General features: G+C 33.7%; 16 protein-coding genes, 2 pseudogenes and 1 riboswitch. Of the genes and pseudogenes, 14 read left to right on the top strand and 4 right to left on the bottom strand.

Annotated features, from left to right (window positions below; all coding sequences use genetic code 11):
* Window positions 1-29 precede the first annotated feature (29 nt).
* Window positions 30-182 (top strand): hypothetical protein, encoded by a 153-nt coding sequence (locus tag MKY70_RS17345; protein ID WP_002128281.1) that lies wholly within the window; start codon window positions 30-32, stop codon window positions 180-182.
* A gap of 372 nt (window positions 183-554) precedes the next feature.
* On the opposite strand, the gene MKY70_RS17340 is transcribed toward MKY70_RS17345, so the two are convergent.
* Window positions 555-929 (bottom strand): winged helix-turn-helix transcriptional regulator, encoded by a 375-nt coding sequence (locus MKY70_RS17340; RefSeq protein ID WP_078185441.1) that lies wholly within the window; start codon window positions 927-929, stop codon window positions 555-557.
* A gap of 127 nt (window positions 930-1,056) precedes the next feature.
* Between MKY70_RS17340 and MKY70_RS17335 the strand changes: the two genes are divergently transcribed.
* Window positions 1,057-1,737: an NAD(P)H-dependent oxidoreductase gene (locus MKY70_RS17335; RefSeq protein WP_016100992.1), complete on the top strand. Its 681-nt coding sequence runs from the start codon at window positions 1,057-1,059 to the stop codon at window positions 1,735-1,737.
* A gap of 84 nt (window positions 1,738-1,821) precedes the next feature.
* Here MKY70_RS17335 and MKY70_RS17330 read toward each other — a convergent pair whose 3' ends face one another.
* Window positions 1,822-3,495: an alkaline phosphatase gene (locus MKY70_RS17330; protein ID WP_341025356.1), complete on the bottom strand. Its 1,674-nt coding sequence runs from the start codon at window positions 3,493-3,495 to the stop codon at window positions 1,822-1,824.
* 267 nt (window positions 3,496-3,762) lie between these two features.
* On the opposite strand from MKY70_RS17330, the gene MKY70_RS17325 reads away from it, so the two are divergent.
* The gene (locus MKY70_RS17325) at window positions 3,763-4,815 is read left to right on the top strand and encodes a pyruvate kinase (protein ID WP_341025354.1); all 1,053 of its coding nucleotides are present in this window, start codon (window positions 3,763-3,765) and stop codon (window positions 4,813-4,815) included.
* A 363-nt stretch (window positions 4,816-5,178) separates the two neighbouring features.
* A complete protein-coding gene (locus MKY70_RS17320; protein ID WP_002013967.1) occupies window positions 5,179-5,460 on the top strand; it encodes a DUF1292 domain-containing protein in 282 nt (93 codons plus the stop codon).
* A 97-nt stretch (window positions 5,461-5,557) separates the two neighbouring features.
* Here the strand turns inward: MKY70_RS17320 and MKY70_RS17315 are convergent, their stop codons facing one another.
* Both MKY70_RS17315 and MKY70_RS17310 read right to left on the bottom strand, forming a co-directional pair.
* On the bottom strand, window positions 5,558-5,866 hold the full coding sequence (locus tag MKY70_RS17315) for a hypothetical protein (RefSeq protein ID WP_060750686.1): 309 nt from the start codon (window positions 5,864-5,866) through the stop codon (window positions 5,558-5,560).
* Window positions 5,867-6,033: 167 nt separating this feature from the next.
* Window positions 6,034-7,314, bottom strand: a complete 1,281-nt coding sequence (locus MKY70_RS17310; RefSeq protein ID WP_088031860.1) for a histidine--tRNA ligase — start codon at window positions 7,312-7,314, stop codon at window positions 6,034-6,036.
* Between the two features lie 342 nt (window positions 7,315-7,656).
* Here MKY70_RS17310 and ybaK point away from each other — a divergent pair, with 342 nt between their 5' ends.
* From ybaK to MKY70_RS17260, 10 genes and pseudogenes are all read left to right on the top strand, one after another.
* Window positions 7,657-8,133, top strand: a complete 477-nt coding sequence (gene ybaK, locus MKY70_RS17305; protein WP_088031827.1) for a Cys-tRNA(Pro) deacylase — start codon at window positions 7,657-7,659, stop codon at window positions 8,131-8,133.
* A 506-nt stretch (window positions 8,134-8,639) separates the two neighbouring features.
* Entirely contained in the window at window positions 8,640-8,822 is a 183-nt protein-coding gene (locus MKY70_RS17300) for a hypothetical protein (protein ID WP_088031826.1), read from the top strand.
* A gap of 25 nt (window positions 8,823-8,847) precedes the next feature.
* Entirely contained in the window at window positions 8,848-9,357 is a 510-nt protein-coding gene (locus MKY70_RS17295) for a DUF6141 family protein (RefSeq protein WP_088031825.1), read from the top strand.
* Between the two features lie 387 nt (window positions 9,358-9,744).
* Entirely contained in the window at window positions 9,745-10,320 is a 576-nt protein-coding gene (locus MKY70_RS17290; RefSeq protein ID WP_341025352.1) for a TetR/AcrR family transcriptional regulator, read from the top strand.
* A 49-nt stretch (window positions 10,321-10,369) separates the two neighbouring features.
* Window positions 10,370-11,590 (top strand): MFS transporter, encoded by a 1,221-nt coding sequence (locus MKY70_RS17285; RefSeq protein ID WP_088031859.1) that lies wholly within the window; start codon window positions 10,370-10,372, stop codon window positions 11,588-11,590.
* Between the two features lie 127 nt (window positions 11,591-11,717).
* The gene (locus tag MKY70_RS17280) at window positions 11,718-12,176 is read left to right on the top strand and encodes a DUF2262 domain-containing protein (RefSeq protein ID WP_088031823.1); all 459 of its coding nucleotides are present in this window, start codon (window positions 11,718-11,720) and stop codon (window positions 12,174-12,176) included.
* A gap of 349 nt (window positions 12,177-12,525) precedes the next feature.
* Window positions 12,526-12,657 (top strand): annotated as a pseudogene (locus MKY70_RS17275) (helix-turn-helix domain-containing protein); the annotation flags it as partial.
* Window positions 12,656-12,970 (top strand): annotated as a pseudogene (locus MKY70_RS17270) (alpha/beta hydrolase); the annotation flags it as partial. The pseudogenes MKY70_RS17275 and MKY70_RS17270, both read left to right, overlap by 2 nt.
* Before the next feature lie 217 nt (window positions 12,971-13,187).
* A riboswitch (purine riboswitch) is annotated at window positions 13,188-13,291 on the top strand.
* 175 nt (window positions 13,292-13,466) lie between these two features.
* Entirely contained in the window at window positions 13,467-14,348 is an 882-nt protein-coding gene (locus MKY70_RS17265) for a 5'-methylthioadenosine/S-adenosylhomocysteine nucleosidase (protein WP_088031821.1), read from the top strand.
* A gap of 474 nt (window positions 14,349-14,822) precedes the next feature.
* A complete protein-coding gene (locus MKY70_RS17260) occupies window positions 14,823-15,650 on the top strand; it encodes an endonuclease I family protein (RefSeq protein ID WP_085311928.1) in 828 nt (275 codons plus the stop codon).
* The last annotated feature ends 18 nt before the right edge of the window (window positions 15,651-15,668 follow it).

Raw genomic sequence — 15,668 nt, 5'->3', positions numbered from 1 at the left:
ATTTTATTTAGCGGAAGAGTCTCCATACAGTGGCTGTTCAACCATTATATTGTTCGTCAGCAATTGTTCAGGGAGAACATAATGAAGAAGAAGGCATTCAGCAGTTACAATCAATTGCTCAAATTATGAAATACGGAACAAATGGACCACCAGTAGTAATGACGGCAATGATTCGAAAATAAAAAAGCAGCTAACAAAAGCTAGCTGCCCGACTCTCCAAGGGGGAACAAGGAGAAAATCTAATGTCATGTATAGTATTGACGGAATATTGAATTTTATTCAAGGAGGGCTTATTTTTAAATGTAATTTAGGGTTGGTTCCAGAAAAGTGACATACCACAAAAATATAAAATTATTAAAAGGACAATTACTATGAAAACAATTAAAGAAACTTTCTTCCATAAATTTTTCATCAGTAGACCTCCTTTATGAAGAATATTGACACTTTTCCAGAATCTGACCCAAATAATCCTTTTACTCAAAAAAAAATCGCCTGTATACTAAGAGGCAATCTTTTTTGAGTTGTTTGTAATGGCTAATTACAGGTTTTAAATACTATTTAGTGTTATCTCTACTTTCCAAAACCTGCTCCATATTATTAGTCGCCCATTCCATCATTAAAAGGATAATTGGACGTAGCGACTCGCCTAGTTCGGTTAGCGAATATTCTACTTTAGGAGGTACTTCACGATATACCTCCCGATGTACGATGCCATCTGCTTCAAGTTCTCTAAGTTGAAGTGTTAACATTCTTTGGGTGATATTAGGTTTTAATCTTTTTAATTCATTAAATCGTTTCTTACCATCTAATAAATGATAAAGAATAACACCTTTCCATTTCCCGCCAATAACCTCGACGATAGCTTCTACTGGACAAGAATATTTATTTAAAAATGGATAATTTACATCATCTTCTTTTGAACTAATCATAAAAAGACTCTCCCTTAACAATAGTATCTTTTTTGATACTATAGCACATAAATGTGCGTACTTGTATCATTGTTACTTTAAAAATATAATTTGGTTAAATAATAATTTAATGAAAAGGGGATCTTTTATGACTAACACAAAACAAAATACAAAACAAAAAATTATTGAGGCTTTTAACTTTAGACATGCATGTAAAGAATTTGATCCTATGAAGAAAATTTCAGAAGATGATTTTAAATTTATTTTAGAAACAGGAAGATTATCTCCTTCTTCTTTTGGATATGAGCCTTGGAAATTTATTGTGGTACAAAATAAAGAATTAAGAGAAAAACTATTACCATATTCATGGGGAGCAGGTGGGCAACTTTCAACAGCAAGTCATTTTGTCATTGTTCTTTCAAGAAACATCAAAGATATGCACTATGATGCAGAGTATATTCAGCATATGATGAAAGATATTATTGGATTGCCTGAAGAAGCCCAACAAATGAGATATGAATTCTTCAAAAAATTCCAAGAATCGGATTTTAAATTGTTAGACTCCGAACGTGCTGTATTTGATTGGTCATCAAAGCAATCTTATATTGCTTTAGCTAATATGATGACTAGTGCAGCTCAAATCGGTATTGATTCTTGTCCAATGGAAGGATTCGATAAAGAAAAAGTAGATTCTTTACTTCGTCAAGAAGGAATTTTAAAAGATGATAATCTTGAGGTATCAGTTATGGTTGCATTTGGATACCGTAAAGGAGAACCACAATTTAATAAAACAAGACAAACTATGGATACTATTGTTGAATGGATTTAATAAGATAAATTTGTATCCATATAACGAAAAAAACGCTACCCTGTCTATAGAAAGGATAGCGTTTTTTTATGTCTGTTTTTAAATTTAGCGAGAATGCTTTGTGAATAGTTGAATTGCTTTTTCAGGGACATAGAATTTCCCGTTGCTTTCTACAACGATGCCTCCTAATTCATAATCTTTCCCACCAATATAGATAATGTTTTTATTAACAAACAATTTGGCCTCCGTATTATTGCGTTTTACTACAAGCACCGGGTTTCGTACATCTTTTTTGTCAATCGTTACAGTTGCACCAATTTGTTTAAAGGATGTTTCAGCATCTAAGAATAATTTCTTAGTTAATTCTTCTAATTGAAAGCCCATTGCTTTAGCCATTATTTTCGCAATGTCTGTATTTTGGACTAAACCGTATGGCTTTTGAGGACCGTAAGAGTATAAGAATACATCTTCACCCGTATGACCACCAGTTGTAAAACCGATGTTCGCACGGTTGGCCAATAATTTAGTAAAGATTGGACCTACATCAGTTTTCTTTTGTGCAGCTTTTAACAGCTCTTTTTCATTATCAGTTAGGTCGTCTAAACCGTAAAGTGCAGCGACCTCTTTTATATTAGATAAATCATCTTTTAGTTTATTTGTAGCACCTTCAAGTGTCATTTTCGCCTTTTTCAGTGGGGCAATGTAAGCTGATACTGGTGTAGTATCATAGCCTTTTGTGGTATTGCTGTTACCAATGGAAATACCGCTATTACCATGATCCGCTAAAGCAATGACCATAGTGTTACCGTCTTTCTTCGCAAATTCTAATGCTTCTGTAACTGCATCATCAAATGCCAATACATCGCTAATCATCCCGATTGGGTCATTTGCATGTGCTGCCCAATCTGCCTTACTACCTTCTACAAATAAGAAGAAACCATCTTTATCTTTTGATAATGTTTGAATTGCTTTTCTCGTCATCTGGGAAAGAGTTGGCTGCTTAGGATTGGTTATTCTACGATCCATATCGAACGCAAGGGCAGTATTAGAGAAAGAACCCCAGATTTTCTTTGATTTGGAGTTTAATAACGCATCTTTTGTTTCGACAAAGTCATACCCTTTGTCTTGAATCACTTTTACTAAATCTTCGTTGTCTTTACGAATTCCGTTGCTTGTCGTAGGCTGAAGTGCTGCTTTTCCACCACCTAATACAACTTCTATATTTTGATAAACTTGCTGTTCACCAAGTACTTCGAAATCTTTACGGTTAACGTGGTGGGCAGAGAAACTAGCAGGAGTAGCATGCTGAATTTCTGATGTAGCAATGATTCCTGTCGCGCGGCCGGAACTTTTTGCGCCTTCTAAGACGTTGGCAACTGGACGAAACTTGCATTCTTCTTTAACTGGTTCTAAGCCAGGTGAATTCACAACAGAAGGTAATACGCCCACGTAGCCGGAATTTGATTTATTTCCTGTCGCTAAAGCTGTGGCTGCTGGTGCAGAGTCCGTAATAGCTGATTCTGCGGAATACGTACGAACACCTCCGGATACAATTTGATCTAGTGCAAGAGGTGAACCTTTATACCAGCGGGCTAATGTTGTAGCAGAAGAACTTGTCCCATCTATAACCATGAAAATCACATTTTTAGGTTGCTTTCCTGCTTTTTTCACCTCAGCTTTTACCTCGTTATCGTTCATTATGCTTCCTGTTGCTAATGTAAATAGTGCTACCGTTCCCGCTAATGTTAGTCCCATTATTTTTTTTCGAAGAGTAGTCATTGTGGTTCCTCCATAGGTCGTTTTCGATATCCCAATCTAACGTTCGTATGTAAACAAGATTTCTTATTAGTAGTACCCCATTGCAACGAAACTAACAATAACGATTGAGTCAAAATGTTGGGCACAAAAAGTTAAATTAAAGCTATTTCTTCAGCAAAATATTCTCTTCATATAAAACCTCTTTGCACCCTTAGTTACACGGTCTTTCCTATAAAAAGAATCTTCTCTTTATTTTATGGGAAACATTTAAAAAAGGATGGTGGGGACATGACAATTGATCGAGTTTGTACAATTGGGCCAGCGAGTAATAATGAAGAAACGTTAGCGCAGTTAATAAACAATGGTATGAAAATTGTTCGGTTAAATTTATCACATGGTACGCATGAAAGTCATAAAGACATCATTCGTTTAGTAAAATCGTTAGACGATTCTATTAAAATTCTAGGGGATGTACAAGGTCCTAAAATAAGATTGGGTGAAATGAAAGAGGAACAAATTACACTTGAAGCAGGGGAGTTATTTACTTTACATACCAATCCAGTTCAAGGGAATAAAGAAGAAGCAAGTTTTGATTATGTAGGGATCGCGAATGACGTGAAAGTTGGAAGTAGAATTCTTATTAATGATGGAGAAGTTGAGTTAATCGTTGAAAAGATAAGTTCGGAAAAAATAGAAACAAGAATAAAAACAGGTGGAAATATTTCCTCTCATAAAGGGGTGAACTTACCAGGTACAATTGTTAGTTTGCCAGCTATTACGGAGAAAGATAAAAAAGATATTCAATTTCTTCTAGAAGAGGAAGTTGATTTTATTGCGTGTTCTTTCGTTCGAAAACCTAGTCATATAAAGGAAATACGAAGTTTTATACATGAACATAAAGAAACTTCCCCAAATTTAATTGCAAAAATAGAAACGATGGAAGCAATCGAGAATTTTCAAGACATATGCAAAGAAGTGGATGGCATTATGATCGCAAGGGGAGATTTAGGTGTGGAATTGCCGTATCAATTTATTCCACTGTTACAAAAAATGATGATTCGTGAGTGCAATCGAACGAATACATATGTCATTACAGCGACACAAATGCTTCAATCTATGGTAGATCATTCTATTCCTACAAGAGCTGAGGTGACAGATGTATTTCAAGCTGTATTGGACGGAACGAATGCTGTTATGCTTTCTGCTGAAAGTGCGTCAGGAGATCATCCAATCGAAAGTGTGAAAACATTACGTCTCGTTTCTGAATTCGCTGAGCATGTGAAAAAAGATGGGCCTTTTGCGATGAAAGATGTATTGGAATTGCTGCATAAGTCTCTTTAGTTTATATAGAAGGATTTATCTCTCATCCTAAAAACGTACGGAAAGGAATCAGGATAGGAGGTGCAATTTTAGTATTTACTTACAGATTGACAGGTGGCATTCCAGCTGCCTATATGAAAGAATCATTATGGAACATGGAGGCCTTTCGGAAATCTAAAGAAGGATTTTAAATTAATTAATCCAATTATCTCATTTAAAATATGTTCATTCCTATTCATAAATGATATCCTTATAGTTGAATACTTTTGCTGAATCAGCAAGAATTTGTTATTCTTTCTGTATGAATTCAACTTTTTTATGGAAAGATATGTTAGTAAGTGTGCAATTTGAACGTTTTATTTTTTAGAGTATGATAGGAGGAGAATGAATATGGAAGCAATTGAAGTAGGCGAAATTTTTAGTCTTACCGATGAGAATAATGAAGAACAGGAAGTTGAAGTGCTTGGAGCGATGGATGTCGAAGGTGCAGAATACATTGCGGTTGCCTTTGTAGAAGACATTCAAACAGAAACTGAGGAAGACATTGATATCTTCTTTTTAAAAGTAGAAGAAGATAATGAATTCTCATACATAGAGAATGACGAGGAATTTGAAAAAGTATCTGCGGCGTTCGAGAAGATTATGGACGAGCAAGAACAAGAATAATAATAAAAAGAGTTAGAAAAAAGAGGGAGATGCATATCTGCCCTCTTTTTTTGTATATGGTTGAAAAATCTTTCTCTAATTTCTGTTTTTCAATCCACTATGAATCATAAACTTCTTTTGTGTTTGTGGAAGCTGCATCTAATAGAAGGAAAATCGACGCTATAATATGTATAGCGATTTGTATATAGGGAAAGAAAGCAACTAGAATAGTGAGGATTCCTATATAATTAGCATAGCCTTTCATACCTTCCTTTTTAGCTAATACAATAGTGATGATATGTAAAGTAATTACTATAAAAAACGGTATCCCGGATAAGTCAACTAGCCCTTGAAATAGATAACAAGGAATTAATAATAGATGGGAAATACCTGTAGTCCACTTTAAAGCTTTTACGACTGCCTTCAAAGTAAATTCCTCCTAAATAAGTCAATATGAATATATTACCAAATATAGTGGGCGAGTGGATATGTTTTTTGTTAATCACATTTTTGGGGTCTTGATAATTATATTATGTAAACTGTTAGGATTTTATTTCTTCACTAGAAAAACCACCCACATGAGGGTGGTTCGTATTATAAATAATTACTTAAAGAAGAAAGGGGAACCTTTAGTTCACTACCTTCCTTCATATTTCGCAGCACAACTGTTTCTGTAGATAGTTCCTCTTCACCAATTATAAGCACATAAGGGATATTTTCTTTATTTGCATAGTTTAGGGCACGTTTCAATTTACGTCCGGCTAGTTCAAGTTCGACTTTTAAGGAAGTAGTAGAGCGCAATTGCTTTGCAATTTGTAAACATTGTAATTCTGTCCCGAGTGGAATGATAAAAAGATCTGCTGTAGATGCTATCTTTTCTTGTTTTTGAAGTGCTGTATAAATAACATCTAAACCGAATGAAATCCCTACAGTTGGATAGCTCATATTATCACCACGGAAGGCTCCGATAATATTATCGTAACGACCACCGCTACCAATGCTAGATGTAATCGTGCCGTCTTTTAGAAAGATTTCATACACAGTGCCTGTATACATTGTGAGTCCTCTTGCTAAAAACGGATTGAATATTGTATTTTCATTTATTCCGAGAGCGAGTAAGTATTGCTGTAATTGTTGCAATTCGTTTACTCCATCGGTAACAAGTGTATTATTGAAAGTTTCTTTAAAGTCGGCAATAGTAAGTTTTAGGCAGGATAAAACGGTATTACATATTGTATCGGCCATTTCTACAGAAATTCCACGCTCCAATACATCTTTTCGTACACCATCAATCCCAATCTTTTCGATTTTATCCAATGATAAAATTACGTCATTCGTTAAATCAGTAGGGATATTAATAGACTGGAGAATACCGTTTAATAATTTTCGATTATTATATTGAATTGTTACTTCTAAGTTTAACGTTCGGAGTAGTTCAAACGCCATGCTCATGAGTTCAGCTTCTGCCATGACAGACTCTACACCAACTATATCAACATCACATTGAATAAATTCACGAAATCTCCCTTGTTTAATTGGACCATCTCGAAATACTTTCCCAATTTCATAACGTTTAAAAGGGAGGCGAATATTTGGATTCATCGCGACGACTTTGGCGAATGGAATAGTTAAATCGTAACGTAAGGCAAGCTCACGTTTTCCTTGATCTTGAAGTGTATATATTTCTTTTAAAATTTCATCACCACCACCGTATTTGTATGACATAAGATCATACATATTTAACGTTGGTGTTTCTAAAGGTTTACATCCATATCGTTCAAATGTATCTTCACACGCTCTTTTAATTTTATTCCGCAGCACTTGCTCCTCGGGTAAATAGTCTTTTGTTCCTTTTACATTTTTCATTTCCACTATAATCACTCCTCTTTTAAATTAAAAAAAGCTATGCAGGTATAAAAATACCCACATAGCTTTATGAACGCTTCGTGGGTCAACAGGAAAAGCCCTGTACCCACGAAGAAAAATTTTTCTTCGGATACACGGCGTTACGTATGATGATGAAGTTGGAAAGAAGTATTAAAAGTTCGCATTAAAAATCTCTCCTTAACATAAGTTTTTCCAAATTATATCAGATGAATTTGGAAATATCAATATTTTCAGTTTTGAAGAATACGTGAAGTTATGTAGGAGAAATTGAAAAGAGTGTATAATAAAAGAAAACTTAATAATATGAAATAACTTTTTAAGGAGAACACTATGAAAAAAGATAAAACAAATGCGATGCGAATATTAGATAAAGAAAAAATTGAATATTCGATGATGTCATATGATCCGGACGATGGGAAAATTGATGGCGTATCAGTTGCTGGGAAAATTGGTAGAGAAGTGAGAGAGGTATATAAAACGCTTGTCGCTCAAGGGAATAGTAAGGATTATCATGTGTTCATTATCCCAGTAGATGAGGAACTAAATTTAAAAGCAGCCGCAAAGGCGGTCGGTGAAAAGAAGATAGAAATGATTCCTGTTAAAGATATTACGAAAGTTTCAGGGTATATTCGCGGCGGTTGTTCACCAGTAGGAATGAAGAAGTTATTTTCTACATGTATTGATGCGAGTGCTCAATCGCTTGAAAAGATCATTGTAAGTGGCGGGAAAATTGGAGTACAAATTGAGCTTAAAGTTGATGACTTGGCGAAAGTGACGAGAGCGCAGTTTGGTGAAATAACGAAATAAGTATACATAGGAAAAGAAGTTCTAATTTTATTAAATTTAGATAAAGATTTATAGGATAATTAGTCCATTATGAGGGCGAATTATCCTTTTTTATTTACATAATGAATGAAATAAAAAGAGATTGAATTTTTAGTTTAATAAGTATAATATGGATGTGTAATTTTAATCATTTGTTTGGCTAATCCAGTAACAAATAAGAACCCTAAAACCGTGCCAGTATAGGAGGGTATAAATATATATAGATTCATAGAACTAAAAAAGAAGGTTCCCTCGTGAGAGTAGGGTTCTCCTTTTTTCTTGCTACTGATAATAGGACGTTATGTTAACCGAATATGTATACAATATTCAACCGAAAACAAACAACATATCACCTCTCTCAAATGGTAAAATAGGGAAAAAGGATATTCTAAACAATACCTTTAGAAACCACTATTTATCACATAGGAGTTACCGAAAAAAAGAGATGAAAAAGAAAAGAAAAAAAGTAAAGTAAAGGGGGGCCATAAGTGAAATATATTAATGGATTGTACATATCACTTATATTGATGATGTTCATTAATTTACTTAATATTATAATGTTTGATAATAAATACTCAGGGATAACAATGTATATCTCTTCCGTTATATTCACAATTGGAAGCGCATTTTTCATAAATGCAAAACGGCTTAAAATTAGTGAGAAAAAATAAAACATTTAGGATGTGACAATCATTAATGAAACAACAAGAACAAGTTATCTTTCGTGAAGTTCAGCGATCCCCAATTTGGGTATGGATACTCATATTAGGGATCGCCATACTGATGTGGTATGGATTCATTCAACAAATTATTCTTGATACCCCGTTTGGAGATAAACCAGCTCCTAATGGTATATTAATTGTTTTGTGGTTGTTTTTCGGAATTGCCTTTCCTATATTAATGCTTGGAGTATTGAAACTGATCATTGAGGTCCGTGAAAAAGGTCTTTATGTTCGTTTTGTTCCTTTTCATTCTCAATATAAGCAGTACCTTTTCAAAAATATACATCATTATGAATGCATTACTTACAGTCCACTAAAACGATTTGGGGGATGGGGAATTCGTTTTAACCTTAAGAATGAAAAAGCCTATAACATGAATGGAAATAAAGGTATAGAGTTAAAGTTGAAATATAACACAGTGGTAATCGGCACTCAAAAACCAGACGAATTAAAAAAAGCACTGGACTCAGTACAAAAATTATAATGAAAATTAAACTTCAACAAATGGGCACAATTCAAGAATTTTTACTAGGTATATCTACTTTAAAAATAAATTTAATCTACTTTCGATATCGAAAATTATGTAAATAATCTGGTCACTGGATTTTCATAGAAAACTGTAGTGAGATGAAATATTTGATTTTGAAGCACTTCAAAATCTCAGCTAGATGGCTATGTATCGGTCCCCCACAATAAAAAGGCAGGAGCATATCAAATATGTTCCTGCCTTTGATTTTAGAGAGCATTTTCAGCATGATATTTATATAAACCTTTAAAGCGTCTTCTAACGGAAGAGTTAATTTCGAAATATTTTGTGGACTTATCGTTCCGAAAAATTTATACTAAATTATATAATAGGGGGTGTTGTTAATTGGGGAGAAAGATTAGTTTTAATAAAGAACATGCTTTAAATAAAGCGATGCATTTATTTTGGGAGAAAGGTTATGATGCTACATATATATCAGACCTTATTGAAACGATGGGCATAAGTCGCTCTACTCTCTACGATAGTTTTGGAGATAAGGATGCACTATTTAAACTAGTTTTGGAACATTATAAAAATTACGGCTCTCAAAAGAGAAATTTACTTTTTAGTGGTATAAACACAAAAGCATCACTTCAATCCTTTTTTTATCAACATATTGAAAAATGTTATTCAGATGAAATTCCAAAAGGTTGTATTATAACTAATTCTTCTCTGCTTATTGGACAAATTGATCCTGCCATAGAAGAAATACTTATAAATGATTTTAATGAACTTGAAAAAGTATTTAAGCGAGTTATCGAAGAAGGAAAAAAGAAAGGCGAGATTTCACAAGAGGCTGATACTGAATTAGTTGCATATTCTTTATTAAGTTTAAACCACAGCTTGAATATAATGTCCAAATATAAAAAAGAAAAAAATTTAGCCTATCGCCTAGTGGATAAGACTATTGCAGACCTATAGTCTTTCTTTTTTTAATGATTTAGGAATGAACGTTCCAAAAAAGAAAGGAATGGTAAAGTTGAATAACAAGACAAATTTTCTAATATTTATTTTAGCGATTAGTTGTGGCTCACTTGCTGCAAATATTTATTATGCGCAACCAATTGTACAATTCATTGCAAAGGACTTGAATATCTCCTCTGATTTATCTGGATCGCTCACTACTTTTACGCAAATTGGGTATGGATTAGGATTGTTTTTTATCGTACCAATGGCAGATTTATTTAAAAGTAAGAAAATAATAGGGGGTCTTATCGGGCTTACTATTCTTTCATTAATTGGTGCGTTAATTTCGACAAATGGAATTGTTTTTTTACTATTAACAACTATAATTGGCATTGGAGTCTGTGCGGCTCAAATGTTAGTTCCGCTAACAATGAGGATTGTGCCTATTGAAGAGACTGGGAAATATGTCGGAAAAGTAATGAGTGGTTTATTGATTGGCATTATGATTGCTCGCCCATTATCTATCGGAATAGCTGACTGGTTCGGGTGGAGAATGGTATTCCTTTTTTCATTAATAGTCTTAGTTGTTATCTTACTGTTAATTATAAAATTTTTACCCGACTATGAAGTGGTATCAACTAGTAACATGCGATATCAAAATTTAATAGCTTCTATGGTAAAACTATTAATACATACTTCATCGTTACAACAAAGAGCTTTTTATCACGCATGTTTATTCGCGACATTTAGTCTTTATTGGACAGTTATTCCAATTTTATTAAGGTCAGAACCATTACATTACTTAAATAATGAAATTGCATTGTTTGGCTTTGTTGCAATAGCTGGAGCTTTATTAACTCCTACTATTGGTAAAATAGCAGATAAAGGTTATATTTTTACAATGACTAATGTATCAATGGCGCTTGTATTATTATCAATCATACTATTATTTTTTGTTCAAAATCATTCACTATTTAGTATGATATTAATACTTATCTCAGGCGTTTGCATCGATATTGGTGTAGCAGGAAATTTATTATTAGGTCAAAAAGTTATCTTTAGTTTGAATCCCGAGATAAGAAACAGACTGAATGGATTATATATGACCATCTTCTTTTTGGGGGGAGCCGTTGGTTCATGGGTTGGAAGTTATACGTACTATAAATTTAATAGTGAAGTAACTTTACTCATTGGAGCAGCTTTTCCTTTAATCGCCTTATTTGTTCATTTCATAAAGAATAATACAAAAAAATTATCGAAAACCAAAAGTGAGTTCATATCATGACTATTTATGTCTCTAAAAAGTCAGGGTTAAAATCTAGTTTGGGATACCTTTGATGGGAAAGGGGATCTTCACATGCCCATCAAGCTAATTAAAGTTTCTTTTTCACAGATAGAAAGGAAATGAAATCATGGAAAAATCAATAAAAAGTGAATTAATTGGAATGTTTATCTTTAATGAAACTTTTCATACATATGAACAAAACGAAGGAAAAGTACATTGGGGATTGGATATTGGAAAAGAGCTTGTACATGTACATGAAATGATGAAAAGAGCAGAAAAGCTTTATATATGTTTAGAAGAATTTGATAAAAAAGCTAAGGTCGCTATAGCGGAAGAATTAATAGAGTATAAAAATGATTGTTGGCCTGAATATGATGAGAATGATGAACATTTAGATTGGGATGCTGTAGATGCAGGCGAATATGATATGACGAAAGAAACATTTGAGCAATCTATTACTCTTATGGACATTGTAATTAGAGAAAATGATATATATTGCGAATATAATGATGGAGATGTATTTGGTGGACATAGAATCCATGCTTCTTTTGACAATGAGTACAATTTATTAGATGCAGAGATTTAGTTTTGAGCGGTGAAAGTAAAAAGGATTGATTACTATAATCAATCCTTTTTGTCATTATTATAAGATAACGGTGAAATACTAGGTAGAGAGTTGCATAGTTTTAACGTATTATCCGAAAGGAGTCTCCTTCCTGGGGCGTGTGAAAGGCGATAGTCTAGCGGTAGGTGGGAGATGAATTTCGGTTTGGTGTAGCCAAACATTTGGTTTTCCTATTTATTTCGCCCTTGATATAATCAGTCTTATAAGAGGTAACGTTTGGTATAACAATGAAAGTAGATAATAATCTTTTAGGTTGTGTGATTACCGTCATAGCGTATGGGAAATGAAGCGAAAAATGAGGTGAATGGATATGGCAAAGCAGAATAAGGCGTACAAATTTCGTCTGTATCCCACAGAAGAACAAGCACATCTCATACGTAAAACGTTCGGATGTATACGCTTTGTGTATAATAAAATGCTGGCTGAACGGAAAGAACTATATTTATAAAGATTTAAAACAAGTAACATGTCCAGTACTAGCAATCGCTGGTGATAAAGACATTCAGGCTGATCCAGAAAAAGCGAAGCGAATTGGTCATTATGTGAAAGGTGATTCTGAGGTACATGTAGTAAAAAATATGGATCATAGTTTAAAAAGTTTTGAAAGAGATTTTAAAGTATTAGAGCTTCAAAAGAACTATAAAGAGGGAGCGGGAAAGCCGCTTCACCCGATGCTAGAAGAAATAATTGTGAATTGGATAAGTGCGAATTTTATCTCGCAATATGAGGGGAATAAGACTTCCAGCTCAATATAAGGCGGAAGTGAGGAAAATCAATTGTTGATACAAGGTCGGTTGTTGGAGGCGGATTTAGTTTAGCATTTGGATTGTAAATTTTTTTGTGATATTTTCCATTTCAAAATGGGGTATACGATTAATTAACCTATTAAAAACGAACATTAAAAATATTTTTAATAAAAACGTTCACTTTTAGATTGCGTGCACACTAAAAGTTTGATATATTACCAATATAATAATTTTACACATCATCACTCGTATATACTCGGTAATATGGTCCGAGCGTTTCTACCTAGTTCCCAATGAAAGAACTGGACTACGGGTTAAAGTATTCGGTCGTTCGGTGTATTGAGCCGCTACTGATCTATAATTTAGCATTGGCCTCATCTTTTGCTTAATTAACTTTGACTACCGTAGTTCTAGAAAGTAGAGATTTTTCTACAATTTCTAGAGCTTTTTTCTTTGGAACAAAACTCCGAGTATATGAAACAACAAGAGAAAGAGGAGATTATTTATGAAGAAAAACCCGTTAAAAAAATATGCTTCCCTAGCAACTACTATCGCATTGTCATTCGCAATACTTGCAGGATGTAATGCTAGTCCAAAACAAGTAGCTGAGGCAAAAAGCAATCAAAACCCTATCTTAATTCAAGGCCCAATGCCAATAGAAGCTGAAAAATTTGCAAAAAGGTTAAAAAATGTGAAAGAAGAAAAATCTGGGAGTTTTGTATTTTATAAAGGAACTGTAGATAATTATCCTGTAATCGTTGCGAAAACAGGTAAAGGAATGGAAAATACAGCAGCCGCTACAGCAGTGGCTATTGAAAAATATAAGCCTATAGCGATTATTAACCAAGGAACATCAGGTGGACATGATCCTAATTTAAATGTATTTGATATTGTTTTAGGAAAGAAAGTCGCGAATATAGGTTCATTAAAAACAACAAATATGGATGAGAACCAAGGGATTGAGCCGGCAAAATGGATATCTATGGACTTAATGGCTTCTGAAGGGAGTGCAGGAGAAGATCCAAATGCTGAGAAAATCCGATACTACGAGGGAGATAAGGATTTACTTGCAGCAGCTAATGCAGTAAAAGACAAGTATACAAAAGGTAAAGTGGTGGAAGGTACTATAGGTTCAGCAGACGTTTGGAATAATGAAGTTGATAGAATTAAGTGGTTCCATACAAAATACGGTACATCTGTAGAAGAAATGGAAGGCGCTGCTGCAGCACAAATCGCAAAAGCTTATGACGTACCATTTTTAGGGATTCGAGTATTATCTAACAATAAAACAAACGGCGGAAAATATAACCCAAATACCGCAGCGGCAAATCAAGAATATGTATATGAAGTAGTTAAAAAGTATATAGATTCGATGCCAAATAAATAGTAGTAGTTCTGTCTCAATATAAAAATGTTATCATTACTGCACAATGTGTTGTGAACTCAGAATTACCAAAGTTTCTTTAATTAAAATAGATTGGTGCCTTACATGGTATCCAATCTATTTTTGTACTTATTCTACAGAGGAAGAAGGGTTTTACACAAAAAATAAAGACAGTTATAGAAAAAAGAAAAGTCGAACGATTTATCAAATATGCATAATTGCATAAAAAAATTGAAATTTATAAGTTAACATTAAACTACTTTTTAATTGTAAAGAATATTTTAATAATCTTTACTAGAGAAGGATATTCCTTGTGAAAAGTAGATAAACAAAAAGTGTGGAAATAATACAGACTCAATAGAGTTTTGTATTAAATAAAAAGAAAAGGATGGGTATGGCTTTCTAAAAGTTTTTGGGGGCTAGAAAGCATTTTTTAGTTAATAGCTTCAAATTATATTTTAAAGGGGAAATGGGTATATGAAGTTTAGAAATACAAGGCTTGCTATGGTTACACTATCTTCATTTTTTATTTTAGGTACTGCATCTCTATCATTCACAGATATCATACACGGTGAAGTAGCTTCTGCATCACCACAAGAGATTATTGTAAAAAGCTATGACGATACATATTATAATAATGCAATAGGAAAAATGGGTTTAGAATTAAAGAAGGAACTTCATAATATTATTGATGATCATACAAAGTTATCATACAGTGCGGTTTGGGAAGCACTAAGAGATACTGATGAAGATCCAAATAATAAAAACAATGTGCTACTCTTATATACTGGGCGTTCGCAAGGGAAACTTACGAATGGTTCAGGAGTTGATAATTGGAACCGAGAGCATGTTTGGGCAAAATCACACGGTGATTTTGGAACGGCTGCAGGAGCTGGAACAGATTTGCATCATTTAAGAGCGACGGATGTATCTGTAAATAGCTCACGTGGAAATCTGGATTTTGATAATGGTGGTGTGAATCATTCAGAAGCGACAGAATGTAAGTACGATAGTGATTCTTGGGAACCTCGTGATAGTGTAAAAGGAGATATCGCTAGAATGCTATTTTACATGGCTGTTCGTTATGAAGGAGACAACGGCGAAATAGACTTAGAATTAAATGAAAAGGTGAATAACAATAAAGATCCATACATGGGTAAACTATCCGTTTTACTAAAATGGAATGAACAAGACCCGGTAGATGATTTAGAGCGAAAGCGTAATGAAGTGATTTTTACGAAATATCAACATAATCGTAATCCTTTTATTGATCATCCGGAATGGGTAAATAAAATTTGGAATTAAAATATTTAAAGGTATTTT

It is taken from the genome of Bacillus sp. FSL R9-9492 (assembly GCF_038007365.1).
GTDB classification, from domain to species: domain Bacteria; phylum Bacillota; class Bacilli; order Bacillales; family Bacillaceae_G; genus Bacillus_A; species Bacillus_A mycoides.
The sequence above is the reverse complement of the archived record's forward strand: the minus strand, read 5'-3'. Positions and strand labels throughout refer to the sequence as shown.

Coding starts and splice junctions, on each gene's coding strand:
- MKY70_RS17320 (WP_002013967.1), top strand. CDS start 5,179: ATGAATATGGAAGCAATTGAAGTAGGCGAAATTTTTAGTCTTACCGAT.
- MKY70_RS17280 (WP_088031823.1), top strand. CDS start 11,718: ATGGAAAAATCAATAAAAAGTGAATTAATTGGAATGTTTATCTTTAAT.
- MKY70_RS17340 (WP_078185441.1), bottom strand. CDS start 929: ATGATTAGTTCAAAAGAAGATGATGTAAATTATCCATTTTTAAATAAA.
- MKY70_RS17325 (WP_341025354.1), top strand. CDS start 3,763: ATGACAATTGATCGAGTTTGTACAATTGGGCCAGCGAGTAATAATGAA.
- MKY70_RS17295 (WP_088031825.1), top strand. CDS start 8,848: ATGAAACAACAAGAACAAGTTATCTTTCGTGAAGTTCAGCGATCCCCA.
- MKY70_RS17260 (WP_085311928.1), top strand. CDS start 14,823: ATGAAGTTTAGAAATACAAGGCTTGCTATGGTTACACTATCTTCATTT.
- ybaK (WP_088031827.1), top strand. CDS start 7,657: ATGAAAAAAGATAAAACAAATGCGATGCGAATATTAGATAAAGAAAAA.
- MKY70_RS17285 (WP_088031859.1), top strand. CDS start 10,370: ATGGTAAAGTTGAATAACAAGACAAATTTTCTAATATTTATTTTAGCG.
- MKY70_RS17265 (WP_088031821.1), top strand. CDS start 13,467: ATGAAGAAAAACCCGTTAAAAAAATATGCTTCCCTAGCAACTACTATC.
- MKY70_RS17330 (WP_341025356.1), bottom strand. CDS start 3,495: ATGACTACTCTTCGAAAAAAAATAATGGGACTAACATTAGCGGGAACG.
- MKY70_RS17335 (WP_016100992.1), top strand. CDS start 1,057: ATGACTAACACAAAACAAAATACAAAACAAAAAATTATTGAGGCTTTT.